This window comes from Spiroplasma endosymbiont of Colias croceus (assembly GCF_964020095.1).
Classification (GTDB): Bacteria; Bacillota_I; Bacilli_A; order Mycoplasmatales; family VBWQ01; genus Spiroplasma_E.
On the sequence record NZ_OZ026536.1, the window covers coordinates 1,175,172 to 1,195,668 of the forward strand.

At 21.5% G+C, this 20,497-nt stretch carries 27 protein-coding genes and 3 pseudogenes; 13 read left to right on the plus strand and 17 right to left on the minus strand.

Annotated elements, in window-relative coordinates; genetic code table 4:
• Nucleotides 1-83: 83 nt before the first annotated feature.
• Genes AACL24_RS07345 through AACL24_RS07355 form a run of 3 tightly spaced genes read right to left on the minus strand, consistent with a single transcriptional unit; the run spans nt 84 to nt 1,681 of the window.
• Nucleotides 84-1,007, minus strand: a complete 924-nt coding sequence (locus AACL24_RS07345; RefSeq protein WP_339049310.1) for a hypothetical protein — start codon at nt 1,005-1,007, stop codon at nt 84-86.
• Complete coding sequence (locus AACL24_RS07350; protein WP_174481476.1) at nt 1,007-1,258, minus strand: hypothetical protein; 252 nt, start codon at nt 1,256-1,258, stop codon at nt 1,007-1,009. Before AACL24_RS07350 ends, AACL24_RS07345 begins: the two co-directional genes overlap by 1 nt.
• 9 nt (nt 1,259-1,267) lie before the next feature.
• Entirely contained in the window at nt 1,268-1,681 is a 414-nt protein-coding gene (locus AACL24_RS07355; protein WP_339049311.1) for a hypothetical protein, read from the minus strand.
• An 87-nt stretch (nt 1,682-1,768) separates the two neighbouring features.
• On the opposite strand from AACL24_RS07355, the gene AACL24_RS07360 reads away from it, so the two are divergent.
• Entirely contained in the window at nt 1,769-2,218 is a 450-nt protein-coding gene (locus tag AACL24_RS07360; RefSeq protein ID WP_339049312.1) for a transposase family protein, read from the plus strand.
• A 187-nt stretch (nt 2,219-2,405) separates the two neighbouring features.
• Here AACL24_RS07360 and AACL24_RS07365 read toward each other — a convergent pair whose 3' ends face one another.
• Entirely contained in the window at nt 2,406-2,813 is a 408-nt protein-coding gene (locus AACL24_RS07365) for a transposase family protein (protein ID WP_339045908.1), read from the minus strand.
• A gap of 23 nt (nt 2,814-2,836) precedes the next feature.
• Nucleotides 2,837-3,259 (minus strand): transposase family protein, encoded by a 423-nt coding sequence (locus tag AACL24_RS07370; RefSeq protein ID WP_339049314.1) that lies wholly within the window; start codon nt 3,257-3,259, stop codon nt 2,837-2,839.
• An 86-nt stretch (nt 3,260-3,345) separates the two neighbouring features.
• On the opposite strand from AACL24_RS07370, the gene AACL24_RS07375 reads away from it, so the two are divergent.
• The gene (locus AACL24_RS07375) at nt 3,346-3,759 is read left to right on the plus strand and encodes a transposase family protein (protein ID WP_339049398.1); all 414 of its coding nucleotides are present in this window, start codon (nt 3,346-3,348) and stop codon (nt 3,757-3,759) included.
• A gap of 202 nt (nt 3,760-3,961) precedes the next feature.
• Here the strand turns inward: AACL24_RS07375 and AACL24_RS07380 are convergent, their stop codons facing one another.
• The 7 genes from AACL24_RS07380 to AACL24_RS07410 form a co-directional block, all read right to left on the minus strand.
• A complete protein-coding gene (locus tag AACL24_RS07380; protein WP_339049315.1) occupies nt 3,962-5,200 on the minus strand; it encodes an IS256 family transposase in 1,239 nt (412 codons plus the stop codon).
• 234 nt (nt 5,201-5,434) lie between these two features.
• Entirely contained in the window at nt 5,435-5,842 is a 408-nt protein-coding gene (locus AACL24_RS07385; protein ID WP_339045908.1) for a transposase family protein, read from the minus strand.
• 23 nt (nt 5,843-5,865) lie between these two features.
• Nucleotides 5,866-6,288 carry a transposase family protein gene (locus AACL24_RS07390; protein WP_339045912.1) on the minus strand — a complete coding sequence of 141 codons (423 nt, stop codon included), beginning with the start codon at nt 6,286-6,288 and terminating at the stop codon, nt 5,866-5,868.
• Between the two features lie 760 nt (nt 6,289-7,048).
• Nucleotides 7,049-7,336, minus strand: a complete 288-nt coding sequence (locus AACL24_RS07395; protein WP_339049316.1) for a hypothetical protein — start codon at nt 7,334-7,336, stop codon at nt 7,049-7,051.
• A gap of 196 nt (nt 7,337-7,532) precedes the next feature.
• The gene (locus AACL24_RS07400; RefSeq protein WP_339045908.1) at nt 7,533-7,940 is read right to left on the minus strand and encodes a transposase family protein; all 408 of its coding nucleotides are present in this window, start codon (nt 7,938-7,940) and stop codon (nt 7,533-7,535) included.
• A 23-nt stretch (nt 7,941-7,963) separates the two neighbouring features.
• Nucleotides 7,964-8,386 carry a transposase family protein gene (locus tag AACL24_RS07405; RefSeq protein WP_339045912.1) on the minus strand — a complete coding sequence of 141 codons (423 nt, stop codon included), beginning with the start codon at nt 8,384-8,386 and terminating at the stop codon, nt 7,964-7,966.
• 87 nt (nt 8,387-8,473) lie between these two features.
• The gene (locus AACL24_RS07410) at nt 8,474-9,088 is read right to left on the minus strand and encodes a hypothetical protein (RefSeq protein ID WP_339049317.1); all 615 of its coding nucleotides are present in this window, start codon (nt 9,086-9,088) and stop codon (nt 8,474-8,476) included.
• 217 nt (nt 9,089-9,305) lie between these two features.
• Between AACL24_RS07410 and AACL24_RS07415 the strand changes: the two genes are divergently transcribed.
• The 4 genes and pseudogenes from AACL24_RS07415 (at nt 9,306) to AACL24_RS07430 (ending at nt 12,166) form a co-directional block, all read left to right on the plus strand.
• Nucleotides 9,306-9,431, plus strand: a complete 126-nt coding sequence (locus tag AACL24_RS07415) for a hypothetical protein (RefSeq protein WP_339049318.1) — start codon at nt 9,306-9,308, stop codon at nt 9,429-9,431.
• A gap of 48 nt (nt 9,432-9,479) precedes the next feature.
• Nucleotides 9,480-10,309 (plus strand): annotated as a pseudogene (locus tag AACL24_RS07420) (IS5 family transposase).
• 317 nt (nt 10,310-10,626) lie between these two features.
• Entirely contained in the window at nt 10,627-11,370 is a 744-nt protein-coding gene (locus tag AACL24_RS07425) for a hypothetical protein (RefSeq protein ID WP_339049319.1), read from the plus strand.
• Nucleotides 11,371-11,386: 16 nt separating this feature from the next.
• Nucleotides 11,387-12,166 (plus strand): alpha/beta hydrolase-fold protein, encoded by a 780-nt coding sequence (locus AACL24_RS07430; RefSeq protein WP_339049320.1) that lies wholly within the window; start codon nt 11,387-11,389, stop codon nt 12,164-12,166.
• A gap of 6 nt (nt 12,167-12,172) precedes the next feature.
• Here the strand turns inward: AACL24_RS07430 and AACL24_RS07435 are convergent, their stop codons facing one another.
• Nucleotides 12,173-12,451 (minus strand): SemiSWEET family sugar transporter, encoded by a 279-nt coding sequence (locus tag AACL24_RS07435; protein WP_339049321.1) that lies wholly within the window; start codon nt 12,449-12,451, stop codon nt 12,173-12,175.
• Between the two features lie 198 nt (nt 12,452-12,649).
• Here AACL24_RS07435 and AACL24_RS07440 point away from each other — a divergent pair, with 198 nt between their 5' ends.
• From AACL24_RS07440 to AACL24_RS07450, 3 genes are all read left to right on the plus strand, one after another.
• Nucleotides 12,650-13,000 carry a hypothetical protein gene (locus AACL24_RS07440; RefSeq protein ID WP_339049322.1) on the plus strand — a complete coding sequence of 117 codons (351 nt, stop codon included), beginning with the start codon at nt 12,650-12,652 and terminating at the stop codon, nt 12,998-13,000.
• Nucleotides 13,001-13,061: 61 nt separating this feature from the next.
• Nucleotides 13,062-13,193, plus strand: coding sequence for a hypothetical protein (locus AACL24_RS07445; RefSeq protein WP_339049323.1), 132 nt, complete (start codon nt 13,062-13,064; stop codon nt 13,191-13,193).
• Between the two features lie 48 nt (nt 13,194-13,241).
• Nucleotides 13,242-14,071, plus strand: a protein-coding gene (locus AACL24_RS07450; protein WP_339045885.1) for an IS5 family transposase whose coding sequence is annotated in 2 segments (ribosomal slippage) — nt 13,242-13,638 and nt 13,638-14,071 — 831 coding nt in all. Because the reading frame shifts where the segments join, the coding sequence is not laid out codon by codon here.
• A 495-nt stretch (nt 14,072-14,566) separates the two neighbouring features.
• On the opposite strand, the gene AACL24_RS07455 is transcribed toward AACL24_RS07450, so the two are convergent.
• Both AACL24_RS07455 and AACL24_RS07460 read right to left on the minus strand, forming a co-directional pair.
• A complete protein-coding gene (locus tag AACL24_RS07455) occupies nt 14,567-14,767 on the minus strand; it encodes a transposase (RefSeq protein ID WP_339049324.1) in 201 nt (66 codons plus the stop codon).
• Nucleotides 14,768-14,790: 23 nt separating this feature from the next.
• Nucleotides 14,791-15,213, minus strand: coding sequence for a transposase family protein (locus AACL24_RS07460; RefSeq protein WP_339045912.1), 423 nt, complete (start codon nt 15,211-15,213; stop codon nt 14,791-14,793).
• A gap of 199 nt (nt 15,214-15,412) precedes the next feature.
• Here AACL24_RS07460 and AACL24_RS07465 point away from each other — a divergent pair, with 199 nt between their 5' ends.
• Nucleotides 15,413-16,153, plus strand: a complete 741-nt coding sequence (locus tag AACL24_RS07465) for an IS3 family transposase (protein WP_339049325.1) — start codon at nt 15,413-15,415, stop codon at nt 16,151-16,153.
• Between the two features lie 57 nt (nt 16,154-16,210).
• Nucleotides 16,211-16,732: pseudogene (locus AACL24_RS07470) on the plus strand (transposase); the annotation flags it as partial.
• A 43-nt stretch (nt 16,733-16,775) separates the two neighbouring features.
• Here AACL24_RS07470 and AACL24_RS07475 read toward each other — a convergent pair.
• On the minus strand, nt 16,776-18,014 hold the full coding sequence (locus AACL24_RS07475) for an IS256 family transposase (RefSeq protein ID WP_339045948.1): 1,239 nt from the start codon (nt 18,012-18,014) through the stop codon (nt 16,776-16,778).
• 94 nt (nt 18,015-18,108) lie between these two features.
• Between AACL24_RS07475 and AACL24_RS07480 the strand changes: the two are divergent.
• A pseudogene (locus tag AACL24_RS07480) lies at nt 18,109-18,831 on the plus strand (IS256 family transposase); the annotation flags it as partial.
• 248 nt (nt 18,832-19,079) lie between these two features.
• Here AACL24_RS07480 and AACL24_RS07485 read toward each other — a convergent pair.
• A protein-coding gene (locus AACL24_RS07485) for an IS3 family transposase (RefSeq protein ID WP_339047313.1) occupies nt 19,080-20,200 on the minus strand; the annotation gives its coding sequence in 2 pieces (ribosomal slippage) (nt 19,080-19,957 and nt 19,957-20,200; 1,122 coding nt in all).
• A gap of 137 nt (nt 20,201-20,337) precedes the next feature.
• On the opposite strand from AACL24_RS07485, the gene AACL24_RS07490 reads away from it, so the two are divergent.
• Nucleotides 20,338-20,496: a hypothetical protein gene (locus tag AACL24_RS07490; protein WP_339049327.1), complete on the plus strand. Its 159-nt coding sequence runs from the start codon at nt 20,338-20,340 to the stop codon at nt 20,494-20,496.
• Nucleotide 20,497 lies beyond the last annotated feature (1 nt).

Genomic DNA, 20,497 nt, shown 5'->3' on the forward strand with positions numbered 1-20,497 from the left:
GTTGCTTCGCAACTCACCCCAGTGGCGTAAACCCCACGGCCAACCAACCAAGGTTCTGGTTGGCTTCGACCAATAATATAGGTTTACTCTTTTTTAACATCTTTCTTATTTTTCTTAGAATATTTATTTCTATAATAACAAGTACGGCATACAGTATTTTCAGTTTCTTTCTTTTCAGTTTGTAATATATTATCCAACTTATCTAATCCTACTGCTCTAATATCATCAACAGTAAAATCTAATGCTTGTGATTGTTCATAGTCTTTAACAGTACTTAATTCACTCTTTAACGAATGAATATAATTTAAAGCACGACTATTATATCTTTGTAAATAAGACCTAGGAAATCATAAACTAAAAGTCATACTTTCACCACTATAACTAGGTGGTAATCCACCACGTTTAATTATTCGCTTTGTTTGTCTTTTAGATAATACAACTTTATTATAATCATCAACATTAGTATAAATATTTAGTTTAAACTTAACTAAAAATAACAAAATACGCATTGTTTTAACTTGCACAATATATTCAACTTTTTCACGTGCTTGTTTTGGTATTCTATCGGGATGTTGTTCAATCATATACATAATTCCATTAAAGTTATGACCTATTAATTTACAAAACATTCCTAAACTTTCTTGTGTTTCTTTAAATTCGGGCGACAAATCATTACTATTAATTTTCAAACCTAACTCATCTAAAACAACCATATCACACTCTTTAAAAGCATAATTACTATTTAATTGATTAAATTTAAAAACATCATCATAAGAACAACGATAACTATACTCATTACGAACTTTAATAGGAATAGGACTTACTACCCTACCCTTATGTTTTTGTGCTAAACAACAAGCAAGAGCAGATTTACCAGTACGTGGTGGTGCTGAAATTATATAACTACCTACACGTTGTAATATTTTTATATTTTTTCTAGTTATTAAAAATGGATAAAATATTATTAATAATATAACTCCTAAAAGTAAATAACCATATCAAGGCATTATTTAACCACCTTACTTTTATTTTTAAACTTATTTTTAATTCAAAAACAAAACTCTACAAAATATGAACTTAAAATAAAGGGAAAAATAAAATCAAAAAAGAAAATTAAAATTTTTGAACCAAAACTAGCATTTTCAAAAAATAACTTTAATTTGTCTACATCAAAATCAAAAAATAACGCAGTAAGCGATGATATTAAAAAACAAAAAATAACTCCACTACAAATTTCAAATAAATCTTTCTTTTTCATAATAAACTCCTAACCAACTAAAAATCCTACTGCTTTTAAAAATACTCATAAAGTTAAAACTTGTTCTAAACCACTAGTAAAATCAACATTTAAAACAGAACTAATAGTATCATCAAAAATACGTCTCAATAATCCGTCAAGTTTAGCAAAAAAATCTCTTAAAGGTTCAACGGGTAAAACTTTACCAACAACACCATAAAGTACTCATCTAAAAGCATTACGCAATTGACCAAAAACATCATATCAACTAACTCGTTCATACTCAGGATTAAAAGGACTATTTGGTGGAACTGGTGTTACTTTCTCACTTGAAAAAATATTAACTTGACCAAATAAAACATCTGGTGGAATAGTTAAATCTGTAGTTCCATGAATATCAAAAAATACAGTTAAATGTCTTAAATTTGGAACACGCACCGGCATAGATATAAAATTAGACTTCTTGCAAAACCTATCTATTAAAAATTTAATTTTTAAAATAAAATTAAAAATAAAAAAGATAGGTAATCTATGATGTTTGATAAATTAAAAACTATTAACAATCCAGAATTATTAAGATTAACTGGTATAAATGATATTATTTTTAATAAAATTCTAGAAATTTTAAAGACAGAAGAAGTAAAAAAGTTTAAAAATGGTGGTACACCTAATAAATTATCATTAGAAAATCGTTTATTAATGACTTTAGAATATTGAAGAGAGTATCGAACTTATTTTCATATTGCTAAAAGTTATGGAATTAGTGAAAGTAGTTGCTATAGGAATATCAAGTGAATAGAAAATACTTTAATAAAACATCCTGATTTTCAACAACTTGATGGGCAAAAATCACTGTTAAATAATAATTTTAAAGATAAAACAGTTATCATTGATGTGACTGAAAGTACTATTCAACGCCCAAAAAAAGTCAAAAACAATATTATTCAGGAAAAAAGAAAAAACATAGGACATATTCCGTAATTAAATTTAATTAATTGTCAATAAAATTGTTTTAAAACTATTTAGTGTTATTGAATATAGAAATAAATATTTTTTGAAAAAATAGTTTAAAAAATGAGTTTACATTTTAAACAAAAAATTGTTAATAATATTTTTATATTAACTCGATAAAAATTTAAATTTTAAAAAAATATTTTTAATATTTTTTTTATTTTAATGGTTTTATTTTATTAAAAATTTCACAAAGTAAGTTAAATCTTAAGTACATAAGTCTAAATTTAGATTTTCTACATTTATTTACTAAAATTTTGAATCTTTTCAATCAAGCAAAGACATGTTCAACTTTAATTCTAATTTTAGATACAATCTTATTGTATTTTCTTTCTTGTTTAGTTAATTTTTTATTTTTAGTTCTTTTAATTGGTATTATTGTATTTTTATAAATATTTTGTATACCTTGATATCCTAAATCACCAATAATTATTGTTTTTTCTGAAAATTCAAGATTTGAATTTTTTAATATTTGAAAATCATGCACTTTACCATTATCAGCAAAAATATCAACAATTTTTTTATTAAAAAAATCATATACAATTTGAAATTTTATAGAATACATTCAACTTTTACCAGAAAAATATTCTAACTGTAGTTTTTTTTAGTTGGTCTTTCAATTTCAATCTCAGTTGAATCAATTAAATAAAATTGAAATTCATTTGAATTTTCTTGTTTTTTATCAATTTTTAATTTATCTCTTTCTTTTAAAAATTGGTAATCTTTGTGGTTACTAAGTTTATTTTCTACTCAAGTAATATTTCGAAAACAACTTGATGGGCTCATTTTAGATTTAATACTCATTTGAAAAAAAGTATAATATTCTTTTCAGTATAATAAAGTCATCATTAATCTTTCTTCTACTGAAAGTTTATTTTTTCGACCTTTATTTTTTTCTAATTTTTCTATTTCAATTAATTTTTCTAACATTTCATTAAAATGAAAACGTTTTATACGAAAATATCTATAAAATTCTTCATTTTTTAATTTTTTTAAATTTTCAAAAATCATTTTTATCAACACTTTTCTAAATTTATTGTTAATAACAAAATTATAAAATAAATTTTAAAATTATTAATTGACTTTTAAAAAATTTAATTACGGAATATGTCTATACAATAAAAACTCAAGTCATAATTGAAAAAGATAGTAAAAAAATTATAAGTTCTTATTTTTCTTATGGTAAAAATCATGATTTTAAAATTTTAAAAAATTCAAAAACGAAATTTTTATCAGAAACAACTATTTTAGTAGATTTAGGATATCAAGGTATACAAAACATACATAAAAATGTCTTATTACCTAAACGAAAATCAAAGAAAAACCCTTTAACTAAAGAAGAAAAGAAAAATAATAAGGCTATTTCAAAAATGAGAGTTGTTATTGAACATGTTTTTGCGATTCTTAAAAAATTTAAAATTATTAGTGAAAAATATCGAAATAGAAGAAAAAAATTTGCATTAAGATTTAATTTAATAGCTTCAATTTATAATTTACAATTATTAATTTAAATATATTTGATAATTTAATATTTTATTTTTTTATTTGAAATAATAATTTTTGTTGTATTTTAATGACAAAAAATAAAACATATTTTGAACAATAATTTTTAAAAAATATTAAAAGTGTTATTAAAATAAATTTTTAAACTTAAAAAATGTGATTAATATCGAGGCTTTTATGTAATCTGTGTTTCTTTGTTTTACAAAGTTACTAATTCAGATTAATTCTGTCTTCAAATTTTATCATAAAATGAGCAATTGCTGTATTTCAATTTTGAATGGGCATTGTTCATTTTTTTGTTATATTTTCAATTGCTAAATAAAATATTTTAAAAACTGACATATCGTTAGGAAAAACTTTTTTATTTCTGATGACTTTTCGTAATTGACTATTAACAGATTCAATAGCATTTGTGGTATAAATTACCCTTTTTATTTCTGCAGGATAACTAATAAAAACCATTAAATTATCTCAATTTTTATATCAAGATTTAGCAATTTGTGGATATTGTTTAGTTCATTTATTTTCAAATGATTCTAAAGCCTGCATTGCTTGTTCTTCACTACATGCAGTATAAATTGGTTTTAAATCTGCAACTAGAGATTCTCTATGCTTATATGAGACATATTTCAAACTATTTCTAATTTGATGAACGATGCATAATTGATGTTCTGTTTTAAGATAAACTGATTGTATTGCTTCTGACATGCCTGTTAAATTATCACTACAAGCAATAAGAATATCATTTAAGCCACGATTTTTCATTTCTGTGAAATTGGCTAATCAAAATTTAGAACCTTCATTTTCACTAATTCATAAACCTAAAACATCTTTTTTACCTTCTAAATCAACTCCTAAAGCTATATAAACTGATTTATTAATAATCCGTTTATCTTGTCGTACTTTAACTACTATACAATCAAAATAAACAATCGGATAAACACTATCTAATGGTCAATTTTGCCATGCTTTGACGTCATCAATAACATCATCAGTAATTTGACTAATAACACTTTCACTAATATCAGCACCATGATATAACTCTTGTAATTGCATTCTAATATCTGATAATGTCATACCTTTTGCATATAAAGAAAGAACTTGTTGATCAAAACCATCAAATCTTCTTTGTCTTTTTGCAACTATTACAGGATTAAAATTACTATTACGATCTCTTGGTACATCAATTTCAATTTTACCTTGTTGGGTTATTAATTTTTTTGAACTTATACCATTACGAGCATTGTCACTATTACTATGTTGATTCTTTTCATATCCCAAATAATTTTGCATCTCAGAATTCAACATTTTTTCTACTAATCTTTTTGTTAATTCTTTATACAATCCTCCCTCTTTAAAAACTGTTGTTAAATCTTCAGTATTTTCTAATAATAAATCTACTGCTTGTGATATTGGATCATTGTTATTAATATTTTGCTTTTTAGCCATCTGTAACTCACTCTTTCTAGAAAATTAATTATGGACATATTCCGTAATTAAATTTAATTAATTGTCAATAAAATTGTTTTAAAACTATTTAGTGTTATTGAATATAGAAATAAATATTTTTTGAAAAAATAGTTTAAAAAATGAGTTTACATTTTAAACAAAAAATTGTTAATAATATTTTTATATTAACTCGATAAAAATTTAAATTTTAAAAAAATATTTTTAATATTTTTTTTATTTTAATGGTTTTATTTTATTAAAAATTTCACAAAGTAAGTTAAATCTTAAGTACATAAGTCTAAATTTAGATTTTCTACATTTATTTACTAAAATTTTGAATCTTTTCAATCAAGCAAAGACATGTTCAACTTTAATTCTAATTTTAGATACAATTTTATTGTATTTTCTTTCTTGTTTAGTTAATTTTTTATTTTTAGTTCTTTTAATTGGTATTATTGTATTTTTATAAATATTTTGTATACCTTGATATCCTAAATCACCAATAATTATTGTTTTTTCTGAAAATTCAAGATTTGAATTTTTTAATATTTGAAAATCATGCACTTTACCATTATCAGCAAAAATATCAACAATTTTTTTATTAAAAAAATCATATACAATTTGAAATTTTATAGAATACATTCAACTTTTACCAGAAAAATATTCTAACTGTAGTTTTTTTTAGTTGGTCTTTCAATTTCAATCTCAGTTGAATCAATTAAATAAAATTGAAATTCATTTGAATTTTCTTGTTTTTTATCAATTTTTAATTTATATCTTTCTTTTAAAAATTGGTAATCTTTGTGGTTACTAAGTTTATTTTCTACTCAAGTAATATTTCGAAAACAACTTGATGGGCTCATTTTAGATTTAATACTCATTTGAAAAAAAGTATAATATTCTTTTCAGTATAATAAAGTCATCATTAATCTTTCTTCTACTGAAAGTTTATTTTTTCGACCTTTATTTTTTTCTAATTTTTCTATTTCAATTAATTTTTCTAACATTTCATTAAAATGAAAACGTTTTATACCAAAATATCTATAAAATTCTTCATTTTTTAATTTTTTTAAATTTTCAAAAATCATTTTTATCAACACTTTTCTAAATTTATTGTTAATAACAAAATTATAAAATAAATTTTAAAATTATTAATTGACTTTTAAAAAATTTAATTACGGAATATGTCTTATATTTACTAGAACTAATTAAACATAGTTATTTTTGTAAGTTACACAGATTACTAAACATTAACATAGTTTTTGGTAAGTATCAAATTTGAGTTGATAAAACAACTTCATCAGATGTATTTTCACTATATTTTTCATCTGTTAAACAACATAAAGTTGATATAGAATGGGATGGTAAATATCCAAATGGATATTTTGATTGATAATTAAATTTCTAAATTTATATAAGAGATATTTTCATTATATTTATCGAATGAATTAATATTTTTTTAAATCAATTTCTTGTTTCTCTGTTATTAAAATTAAATCATAATTTCCAGAACCAAATATTCCGCTAATTTCAATCCGATTTAAATTATTAATCGGATTTTCAATTTGTAATTCAAATTCAATATTATTATCAATTTGTGAAATTTCTTTATAAAATTCTAATTTAGAAAATAATTGAGATTTATTTGAACCATATAAATTTAAAACATTTTCAATTTTAATTTTATTAATAATTACTCTTGTAAAATATTTTCCATATTCTCCATTTCCTAATGTTCAATCAGCAGGAATTAATGACGGAATATTATTACTTTCTAATTCATTGGTAATAGATAATCAATTAAATTGATTATCATCTAGTTTAAATAATTCATTTTGACTAATATCATTATTTTTTTAAATTAATATTATTAATATCTGTAAAATCAAAATATTTAGATTTTAATATTACCTTTACATCTTTAAATTCTCAAACTTTACCAGTATCTGTATGTATAGGATTTGATTTTAATTCAAAATAATAAGGTAATAAAATTTTATTATCGTCATTTAATCCTTTATTAATTGACATATTTGAATAGATATTATTTGATAACATAATAATTAATTGTTTAAATATTTGAACTTGTGGTAAATTTATATAATTTGGATAAGCTAATTTTCATTCTTTGGACATATTCCGTAATTAAATTTAATTAATTGTCAATAAAATTGTTTTAAAACTATTTAGTGTTATTGAATATAGAAATAAATATTTTTTGAAAAAATAGTTTAAAAAATGAGTTTACATTTTAAACAAAAAATTGTTAATAATATTTTTATATTAACTCGATAAAAATTTAAATTTTAAAAAAATATTTTTAATATTTTTTTTATTTTAATGGTTTTATTTTATTAAAAATTTCACAAAGTAAGTTAAATCTTAAGTACATAAGTCTAAATTTAGATTTTCTACATTTATTTACTAAAATTTTGAATCTTTTCAATCAAGCAAAGACATGTTCAACTTTAATTCTAATTTTAGATACAATCTTATTGTATTTTCTTTCTTGTTTAGTTAATTTTTTATTTTTAGTTCTTTTAATTGGTATTATTGTATTTTTATAAATATTTTGTATACCTTGATATCCTAAATCACCAATAATTATTGTTTTTTCTGAAAATTCAAGATTTGAATTTTTTAATATTTGAAAATCATGCACTTTACCATTATCAGCAAAAATATCAACAATTTTTTTATTAAAAAAATCATATACAATTTGAAATTTTATAGAATACATTCAACTTTTACCAGAAAAATATTCTAACTGTAGTTTTTTTTAGTTGGTCTTTCAATTTCAATCTCAGTTGAATCAATTAAATAAAATTGAAATTCATTTGAATTTTCTTGTTTTTTATCAATTTTTAATTTATATCTTTCTTTTAAAAATTGGTAATCTTTGTGGTTACTAAGTTTATTTTCTACTCAAGTAATATTTCGAAAACAACTTGATGGGCTCATTTTAGATTTAATACTCATTTGAAAAAAAGTATAATATTCTTTTCAGTATAATAAAGTCATCATTAATCTTTCTTCTACTGAAAGTTTATTTTTTCGACCTTTATTTTTTTCTAATTTTTCTATTTCAATTAATTTTTCTAACATTTCATTAAAATGAAAACGTTTTATACCAAAATATCTATAAAATTCTTCATTTTTTAATTTTTTTAAATTTTCAAAAATCATTTTTATCAACACTTTTCTAAATTTATTGTTAATAACAAAATTATAAAATAAATTTTAAAATTATTAATTGACTTTTAAAAAATTTAATTACGGAATATGTCTTTTAAATAAATTAGTAATAACATCATCAGGCTTTTGACCTTCAAATTTTTGTCTTAATTTAGCAATATCATTTTTAGGATTTCCGTTTTCATATACAGCACCATCAAAATTTCTGTTATAAGTATATGTATAAGTTAGCATATCTAATAATAGTTGTTGTAAACTATCAATTGGTGGTTTATCATTTATTTCAATTTCAATTGAATTAAAGTTTTGTGATAATTCAATAGCAATAACTCTACTTGGATATGGTGGGTTTGGTTCTTGATGACTATATAAGAAATATTGTTCGTTCTTTTTCATTTCAAAATCTGGTAATTTTTTCGGTACTGGTTTTCCACCATCATATTTACCAATTTTAGCATATGTTATTTTTTCATTATTAATAATTTCTTTTCTTGTTTCACTTCCACCACCAATAGCAATTAAATCTAAAACTGATTTTTCTTCTCCAATAAATTGTTTTGCAAGATTTCAAGGTAATATTTGTTCACTGAATCATTGTTGTAATATTCTAACTTTTGGTTGAGTTTCAATAGGCATTGATAATAGCGGAAATGCTATCTTATCTTTAACAAACAACTTTGGGTATACTTCCATATTGTCAACTTCACCAAGTACCTTTATATTGCCAAAAATGATGCTTCTAGGGGCTTTAATTTTTAAACCAATAACTTTGGTATCTTTATCTAATGGTTTTTGTAATTTAATAATGATTGGATAACCATCTCTTGTTTTAAAATCTTTAATTTTAATAATAGTAATACTTTTAGTACTTCTTGTTTTTGGATTTTGATAAGGTTGTGAATAATTATTAATGATATATAAATTATTAATATTAGCTTCTGTTAATGGTTCATTAATAGATACAGCATATAACTTAAATTGATTTAATAAATTTATTTCTTGAAATATTAGACTTCTTGCAAAACCTATCTATTAAAAATTTAATTTTTAAAATAAAATTAAAAATAAAAAAGATAGGTAATCTATGATGTTTGATAAATTAAAAACTATTAACAATCCAGAATTATTAAGATTAACTGGTATAAATGATATTATTTTTAATAAAATTCTAAAAATTTTAAAGACAGAAGAAGTAAAAAAGTTTAAAAATGGTGGTACACCTAATAAATTATCATTAGAAAATCGTTTATTAATGACTTTAAAATATTGAAGAGAGTATCGAACTTATTTTCATATTGCTAAAAGTTATGGAATTAGTGAAAGTAGTTGCTATAGGAATATCAAGTAAATAGAAAATACTTTAATAAAACATCCTGATTTTCAACAACTTGATGGGCAAAAATCACTGTTAAATAATAATTTTAAAGATAAAACAGTTATCATTGATGTGACTGAAAGTACTATTCAACGCCCAAAAAAAGTCAAAAACAATATTATTCAGGAAAAAAGAAAAAACATACAATAAAAACTCAAGTCATAATTGAAAAAGATAGTAAAAAAATTATAAGTTCTTATTTTTCTTATGGTAAAAATCATGATTTTAAAATTTTAAAAAATTCAAAAACGAAATTTTTATCAGAAACAACTATTTTAGTAGATTTAGGATATCAAGGTATACAAAACATACATAAAAATGTCTTATTACCTAAACGAAAATCAAAGAAAAACCCTTTAACTAAAGAAGAAAAGAAAAATAATAAGGCTATTTCAAAAATGAGAGTTGTTATTGAACATGTTTTTGCGATTCTTAAAAAATTTAAAATTATTAGTGAAAAATATCGAAATAGAAGAAAAAAATTTGCATTAAGATTTAATTTAATAGCTTCAATTTATAATTTACAATTATTAATTTAAATATATTTGATAATTTAATATTTTATTTTTTTATTTGAAATAATAATTTTTGTTGTATTTTAATGACAAAAAATAAAACATATTTTGAACAATAATTTTTAAAAAATATTAAAAGTGTTATTAAAATAAATTTTTAAACTTAAAAAATGTGATTAATATCATAGTTTTGCAAGAAGTCTATTAAATATAATTAATTATCAATGATATTATTGGCAATTAAATATAATAAATAAGTACATAATGTTACTTATTTATTTCAATGTTATAATTATTTTAAGATTAAATTTAAAAATATATAATTAGATTGGAAGTAAAAAATGATTCCCGAATATCGATTATTTAACCATCTTTTGCTTTTAAAAAGTAATTATTTTTTTAAGCGCGAAATTAAAAAAAAATTAGGTCATTTAAAAGCAAAAGATTATCGTAATACTTATAACTTAATATTTAATAGTAATCAAAATTTAATGTTTATGAAAATAATAAGTGTTTATTTATATTTTAATAAAATTTCTTATAAAGAATATTTAAGATTAGTTGCAAATTTTATATTAACTATTTCTGCTTTAATTCCTACTTTTAAGCGTCAAGAAAAACAGTTAGATGATTATCAAAATGCCAAGGAACTTTTATTATTACTTGGATGTAAAGACCAAATAAAAGTTTGGTTTGATGATACTTCAAAAGTAGTATTACCTAATTTTTTGATAAATAATTCTAATTTGAAAAAAGAAAGTTTGCTAATAATTAAAAGATTGGTAAATATTAGTGGTAATATTTTTATTAATTTAACTAAGAATGAAACAAACATAAAAAATAATTATGAGTTTGGAAGTTTATTAATGTTATTTTACTTGTTGGATTTAGAAACTAGAAAAACATTGCTAACAAAAGATAGTACTGATTTAAATTTAAAAGCTTTTTTTTCATATGAAACTTTATTTACTAATAAGTTGATAATTTTAGATGAATTGGTTAAATGTGCTATGCGCTTAGAACAAACTAATTTTAATTTTTATATTAGAATAATGAATTATTCTTTGTTAGGAAATTATCAATAAATTAAGGAGAAAAAATATGAATAATTATGATGTAAAAGTTGAAAATATTAAAAGTAAATTTTTAAATATTAATAAAGATATTATTATTGCTTTACCTTCTATTTATGATCAAAATATTGCTTATGAAGTTTATTTAGTTTTTGATGGTAAAGATATGTTACTTAATAGTAATAGTAATATTTTATTTGAAAATAATAGTAATTGTATTTTTATTGGTATTGGTAGTACCAATAATATGACTCGTTTTAATGATTTAGCAACTTATACCAATGATGATGTAAAAATATTAATGACAAAATATTTTCCTGAATTAAAAAAAAGTAAGATTGATTTTCTTGGTGGTAATGGTAAAAATTACTTAGAATTTATTATTAATGAGGTTATACCATTTGTTATTAAAAACTTTAATTTAAAAATTAAAAATTTAAATGCCATTGGTTGTTCTTTGGGAGCATATTTTTGTTTACAAATGTTATATTTATCAAAATTACAATTTACAAAATTATTATTATTTTCGCCAGCAATTTGATTTAATTCACAAATTATTGAAGATTTAAAAACTAAAGTTTTAAATAATAATCAACCTTTAATAGTTGAACTATGGGTAGGAAAAAAAGAACCAAAGTTTTTTGAAGGCAAATTAGTAACAAATTATGAAAGTAATACTATTGAATTAAAAAAAATATTAACTAATAGAAAAATTACTACTAATTTAGTAATTGATGAAAATGGTAGTCATGGTTTTAAATGATGAATTAAATATATTAATGAAAATCCTTTAATTCTTATTACCTAATTGAAACTATGGTTTTTCTTTTTTTCTAAAAATATTATTAATTTTTAGAATTAAAATAATACTTGCAAAAAATAATACAATAGTATTAGTTGTAATAATAGCAGGTTGATTAGACAATATTGCAAAAATAATTCATGTTATTGCTGATAGTACAAAAATAATATACATATATAATGATAATGATTTTGTATTTCTGGTGCGAATTATTTTAAAACTTTGAGGAATTAAAACAATACTAGTTAAAATTGCTCCAATCCAAGATAAAATATTAATTGTAAGTTCCATATCTTTCTCTCCTAAATTCTTACTATATTTTAGTATTCTAAATGTTATTATAAGATATTAATGGTTAAGTTGATAGTAAAAATAATAATTTTAAGTATAATTATTTTAATAAATTAATATTGAACATCTAGAATAAAGTAGACACAGAATTGTAACCTTTGTGTTAAAAATACTTTAAGGAAGGTGTTAATTTTTTTTATGGCTAAATGACTATCAAAAGAAGAAAAGTTAAAAATAATAAAAATAAGTAAAATTAAAACGATTGATAAAACTGCATTAGAATATGGTATTGGCCGATCATCAATAAAAGAATGAATTAAAGCATACAAATTATTAGGTGAAGAAGTTTTAGAATATGGCAATGGAATTCGTGCTAAAAAAACCAAAAGAACAGGTCGAACCAAATCTTTAAATTTTAATGAAATGACAAAACAAGAATTAATTCAATATATTGAGGTAATGAACGATATAAAAAAAGTATTTAGAAAAATCGACAAAAAAGAAAAAATATTTTCTGATTTTCTCCTTGAAGAAAAAATATCAGATTAGTTATTTATGTTGATTTTTAAAGGTTTCAAAATCAGGATATTACAAATGAATTAAAAACGGAATGAATGAATTTAATAAATGAGATAAATTTTTAGCTAATATAATTAAAAATATTTTTTATGAATTTAAAGAAATTTATGGTTATAAAATGATAACTTTATTAATTAGACTTCTTGCAAAACCTATCTATTAAAAATTTAATTTTTAAAATAAAATTAAAAATAAAAAAGATAGGTAATCTATGATGTTTGATAAATTAAAAACTATTAACAATCCAGAATTATTAAGATTAACTGGTATAAATGATATTATTTTTAATAAAATTCTAGAAATTTTAAAGACAGAAGAAGTAAAAAAGTTTAAAAATGGTGGTACACCTAATAAATTATCATTAGAAAATCGTTTATTAATGACTTTAGAATATTGAAGAGAGTATCGAACTTATTTTCATATTGCTAAAAGTTATGGAATTAGTGAAAGTAGTTGCTATAGGAATATCAAGTGAATAGAAAATACTTTAATAAAACATCCTGATTTTCAACAACTTGATGGGCAAAAATCACTGTTAAATAATAATTTTAAAGATAAAACAGTTATCATTGATGTGACTGAAAGTACTATTCAACGCCCAAAAAAAGTCAAAAACAATATTATTCAGGAAAAAAGAAAAAACATACAATAAAAACTCAAGTCATAATTGAAAAAGATAGTAAAAAAATTATAAGTTCTTATTTTTCTTATGGTAAAAATCATGATTTTAAAATTTTAAAAAATTCAAAAACGAAATTTTTATCAGAAACAACTATTTTAGTAGATTTAGGATATCAAGGTATACAAAACATACATAAAAATGTCTTATTACCTAAACGAAAATCAAAGAAAAACCCTTTAACTAAAGAAGAAAAGAAAAATAATAAGGCTATTTCAAAAATGAGAGTTGTTATTGAACATGTTTTTGCGATTCTTAAAAAATTTAAAATTATTAGTGAAAAATATCGAAATAGAAGAAAAAAATTTGCATTAAGATTTAATTTAATAGCTTCAATTTATAATTTACAATTATTAATTTAAATATATTTGATAATTTAATATTTTATTTTTTTATTTGAAATAATAATTTTTGTTGTATTTTAATGACAAAAAATAAAACATATTTTGGACATATTCCGTAATTAAATTTAATTAATTGTCAATAAAATTGTTTTAAAACTATTTAGTGTTATTGAATATAGAAATAAATATTTTTTGAAAAAATAGTTTAAAAAATGAGTTTACATTTTAAACAAAAAATTGTTAATAATATTTTTATATTAACTCGATAAAAATTTAAATTTTAAAAAAATATTTTTAATATTTTTTTTATTTTAATGGTTTTATTTTATTAAAAATTTCACAAAGTAAGTTAAATCTTAAGTACATAAGTCTAAATTTAGATTTTCTACATTTATTTACTAAAATTTTGAATCTTTTCAATCAAGCAAAGACATGTTCAACTTTAATTCTAATTTTAGATACAATCTTATTGTATTTTCTTTCTTGTTTAGTTAATTTTTTATTTTTAGTTCTTTAAATTGGTATTATTGTATTTTTATAAATATTTTGTATACCTTGATATCCTAAATCACCAATAATTATTGTTTTTTCTGAAAATTCAAGATTTGAATTTTTTAATATTTGAAAATCATGCACTTTACCATTATCAGCAAAAATATCAACAATTTTTTTATTAAAAAAATCATATACAATTTGAAATTTTATAGAATACATTCAACTTTTACCAGAAAAATATTCTAACTGTAGTTTTTTTTAGTTGGTCTTTCAATTTCAATCTCAGTTGAATCAATTAAATAAAATTGAAATTCATTTGAATTTTCTTGTTTTTTATCAATTTTTAATTTATATCTTTCTTTTAAAAATTGGTAATCTTTGTGGTTACTAAGTTTATTTTCTACTCAAGTAATATTTCGAAAACAACTTGATGGGCTCATTTTAGATTTAATACTCATTTGAAAAAAAGTATAATATTCTTTTCAGTATAATAAAGTCATCATTAATCTTTCTTCTACTGAAAGTTTATTTTTTCGACCTTTATTTTTTTCTAATTTTTCTATTTCAATTAATTTTTCTAACATTTCATTAAAATGAAAACGTTTTATACCAAAATATCTATAAAATTCTTCATTTTTTAATTTTTTTAAATTTTCAAAAATCATTTTTATCAACACTTTTCTAAATTTATTGTTAATAACAAAATTATAAAATAAATTTTAAAATTATTAATTGACTTTTAAAAAATTTAATTACGGAATATGTCTTTTGAACAATAATTTTTAAAAAATATTAAAAGTGTTATTAAAATAAATTTTTAAACTTAAAAAATGTGATTAATATCATAGTTTTGCAAGAAGTCTATTGACTAATGGTAAAACATATTATTTATCAATTGTTAAAGATTTTCATAATAATGAAATATTAGATTATAAAATAAGCGCAAGTTTAGATATGACATTTGTTGTCCAAAACATTATTCAAGCTTGAGTTAATGCTCAAAAACCTACTTCATGAATTTTACAATCAGACCAAGGATTTCATTATACAAATCCTTCTTATAAAACCTTATGTGACGAATTAAAAATAAAAATTTCGATGTCTAGAAGAGGTAATTCTTGTGATAATGGTGCTACTGAATCTTGATTTGGAACAATGAAAACAGAATTTCTATATCAAATTCTAAGAAAAAACAGAACTATTGAATGAATAAAAGAAAATTTACCCAAATATATTTACTTTTATAATAACGATAGACCTCAAACAAAATTAAAAGGAATGAGTCCAATCGAAGATAGAATACCTTTAAAAGGTCTTTCTAGAGCAGAAATAAAAGGTTTTGATTTAGCAATAGAATGAGAAGAAGAAGCAAATGAATTTAGTCAAGCAGAATTTCAAGCAATAACATTTGCTATTGGTAATGCTAAAAAAAGAATTAAAATAACAACTTGTAATCCAGATAATATATATCAATATCATATTAATTATATGAATGAACGTGTACCTTTTAATTTAGAAATAATGAAAGTAAAAAATGAACAAATAAAATCAGTATTTGATAATAATAAGGTAATGTTTAGTAATCTGTGTAACTTACAAAAATAACTATGTTTAATTAATTCTAGTAAATATAATTAAATGACTAGAAAGAGTGAGTTACAGATGGCTAAAAAGCAAAATATTAATAATAATGATCCAATATCAAAAGCAGTAGATTTATTATTAGAAAATACTGAAGATTTAACAACAGTTTTTAAAGAGGGAGGATTGTATAAAGAATTAACAAAAAGATTAGTAGAAAAAATGTTGAATTCTGAGATGCAAAATTATTTGGGATATGAAAAGAATCAACATAGTAATAGTGACAATGCTCGTAATGGTATAAGTTCAAAAAAAATAATAACTCAACAAGGTAAAATTGAGATTGATGTACCACGAGATCGCAATAGTAATTTTAATCCTATAATAGTTGCAAAAAGACAAAGAAGATTTGATGGTTTTGATCAACAAGTTCTTTCTTTATATGCAAAAGGTATGACATTATCAGATATTAGAATGCAATTACAAGAGTTATATCATGGTGCTGATATTAGTGAAAGTGTTATTAGTCAAATTACTGATGATGTTATTGATGATGTAAAAGCATGGCAAAATCGACCATTAGAAAGTGTCTATCCGATTGTTTAGAGGCTTTTATGTAATCTGTGTATCTTTGTTTTACAAAGTACTAGTTTAGATTAATTCTATCTTCAAATTTTATCATAAAATGAGCAATTGCTGTATTTCAATTTTGAATGGGCATTGTTCATTTTTTTGTTATATTTTCAATTGCTAAATAAAATATTTTAAAAACTGCCATATCATTAGGAAAAACTTTTTTATTTCTGATAACTTTTCGTAATTGACTATTTACAGATTCAATAGCATTTGTTGTATAAATAACTCTTTTGATTTCTGTAGGATAACTAATAAAAACCATTAAATTATCTCAATTTTTATATCAAGATTTAGCAATTTGAGGATATTGTTTATTTCACTTATTTTCAAAGGATTCTAAAGCCTGCATTGCTTGTTCTTCACTACATGCAGTATAAATTGGTTTTAAATCTGCAACTAGAGATTTTCTATGCTTATATGAGACATATTTCAAACTATTTCTAATTTGATGAACTATGCATAATTGATGTTCTGTTTTAAGATAAACTGATTGTATTGCTTCTGACATGCCTGTTAAATTATCACTGCAGGCAATAAGAATATCATTTAAGCCACGATTTTTCATTTCTGTGAAATTTGCTAATCAAAATTTAGCACCTTCATTTTCACTAATTCATAAACCTAAAACATCTTTTTTACCTTCTAAATCAACTCCTAAAGCTATATAAACTGATTTATTAATAATCCTTTTATCTTGTCGTACTTTCACTACTATGCAATCAAAATAAACAATCGGATAGACACTTTCTAATGGTCGATTTTGCCATGCTTTTACATCATCAATAACATCATCAGTAATTTGACTAATAACACTTTCACTAATATCAGCACCATGATATAACTCTTGTAATTGCATTCTAATATCTGATAATGTCATACCTTTTGCATATAAAGAAAGAACTTGTTGATCAAAACCATCAAATCTTCTTTGTCTTTTTGCAACTATTATAGGATTAAAATTACTATTGCGATCTCGTGGTACATCAATCTCAATTTTACCTTGTTGAGTTATTATTTTTTTTGAACTTATACCATTACGAGCATTGTCACTATTACTATGTTGATTCTTTTCATATCCCAAATAATTTTGCATCTCAGAATTCAACATTTTTTCTACTAATCTTTTTGTTAATTCTTTATACAATCCTCCCTCTTTAAAAACTGTTGTTAAATCTTCAGTATTTTCTAATAATAAATCTACTGCTTTTGATATTGGATCATTATTATTAATATTTTGCTTTTTAGCCATCTGTAACTCACTCTTTCTAGTCATTTAATTATATTTACTAGAATTAATTAAACATAGTTATTTTTGTAAGTTACACAGATTACTAAACATTACTATTGTTTATTTTGATTGCATAGTAGTGAAAGTACGACAAGATAAAAGGATTATTAATAAATCAGTTTATATAGCTTTAGGAGTTGATTTAGAAGGTAAAAAAGATGTTTTAGGTTTATGAATTAGTGAAAATGAAGGTGCTAAATTTTGATTAGCAAATTTAACAGAAATGAAAAATCGTGGCTTAAATGATATTCTGATTGCTTGTAGTGATAATTTAACAGGCATGTCAGAAGCAATACAATCAGTTTATCTTAAAACAGAACATCAATTATGCATAGTTCATCAAATTAGAAATAGTTTGAAATATGTCTCATATAAGCATAGAAAATCTCTAGTTGCAGATTTAAAACCAATTTATACTGCATGTAGTGAAGAACAAGCAATGCAGGCTTTAGAATCCTTTGAAAATAAGTGAAATAAACAATATCCTCAAATTGCTAAATCTTGATATAAAAATTGAGATAATTTAATGGTTTTTATTAGTTATCCTACAGAAATCAAAAGAGTTATTTATACAACAAATGCTATTGAATCTGTAAATAGTCAATTACGAAAAGTTATCAGAAATAAAAAAGTTTTTCCTAATGATATGGCAGTTTTTAAAATATTTTATTTAGCAATTGAAAATATAACAAAAAAATGAACAATGCCCATTCAAAATTGAAATACAGCAATTGCTCATTTTATGATAAAATTTGAAGATAGAATTAATCTAAACTAGTACTTTGTAAAACAAAGATACACAGATTACATAAAAGCCTCAAAAATAAATTTAAATTATTTCATTATTCAAATTGAAAATTAAATAAACATAACTTATCACAAGATATAATTAATAACTTAGAAGAATTAAAAGTATTAGACCCTATTAAAGCACAATCTTGATATTATGGTGTACCTAGTGTTTTACAAGGTGCTATATTTGCAAGATATTTAGATAAAGTAATGGAATGGCAACACTTTTTAGGACTATTTTTTGGTAAACATTTGTTGTTGATATTTAACTGGAGTTAAGTAGTTTAAAGTGCTGTGAATTCTTATATTGTTATATCAATTGATGTAATCAAATAATTCTAATTTTAATTGGATTAATGATGTAAAATTTTTATCATTAATAAATTCGGTTTTAAAAGTTTTAAAAGTTGCTTCAGCAACAGCATTATCATAAGGACAACCTTTTTTACTTAAAGAACGGTTAATGTTGAATGCTAGTAAAAGTTTATCAATAATTTTATTGTTAAATTCATTACCGCGATCACTATGAAATATTTGAATATCTTTTAAACAGCGATTTGATTGCATAAATGCTTGATGTACTAATGATGCATCTTTTTTAACTCCAACACTATGTCCGATAATTTCGCGGTTAAATAGGTCTATTAATAGGCAAATATAGTTTCACCTACCATTAACTTGTACATAAGTTAAATCACTAACAATAACTTCATTTTTAATCCTATTCTTAAATTTTCTATTAACAAGATTAGTTATTTGACTATCGTTAACTTTGTTATTATGATTTTTGAATGATAATTTAGTATATTTTGATATTAAATTATATTCATTCATAATTTTTTTAATTTTTCTGCGCGATAAATAAATTTCTTGGTTTTCTAGAATTTTTTTTAATCTTCTAGTACCATAAACTTCTTTATTTTCTTTAAAAGCACTAATAACAGCTTCATCATAAATATTATTTTTGATTTTATTTTCTTTTTTCTTTAAATTAAAATAATATGTTGATTTAGATATTTTTAAAAAACGACACATTGTGCGAATTTTATATTTAGCTTTATTTTTGACAATAATTTCTATTTTCTGCCTATTATTAGTGCTGCTTGCTTTAAAATATCATTTTCCATTCGTAATTGCTTTAATTCTTTTCTTAATTTAATTAATTCATTTTCTTCAAAAGAACGATTATCTTTAGTTTTAAAACTTCCTGAATTACTAAATTGCTTAATTCAATTGTAAGTAGCTGCTCTTGTAACATTATATTCTTTAGCAAGGCAAGATACTGATTTGCCACTTTGATATAAAGCTACTATTTGTTTTTTAAATTCATCGGTATATGAGTTAATATTGGCCATAATTATAGTTCCTTTCTTTTAACAAATTTGTTTACTTGTCTACGTAATTAGTGTCCAATAAATTGTAACCCATCCAATATAGTTTAATTCAATGATTATCTAAATCTAAAATAGAAAATTCAAATAATGAACCTAAAATGTTAGATTTATATGATGATACTTGAGATAGTGATTGTTATGCATTAATGAATGATATGAAATGATTAATTGAACAAATAAATAATGAATTATTAATTAATAAAACTAAATTTGAATTTGGTAAACAATATAGTTTTATTAATAATAAGGAGTGATAAT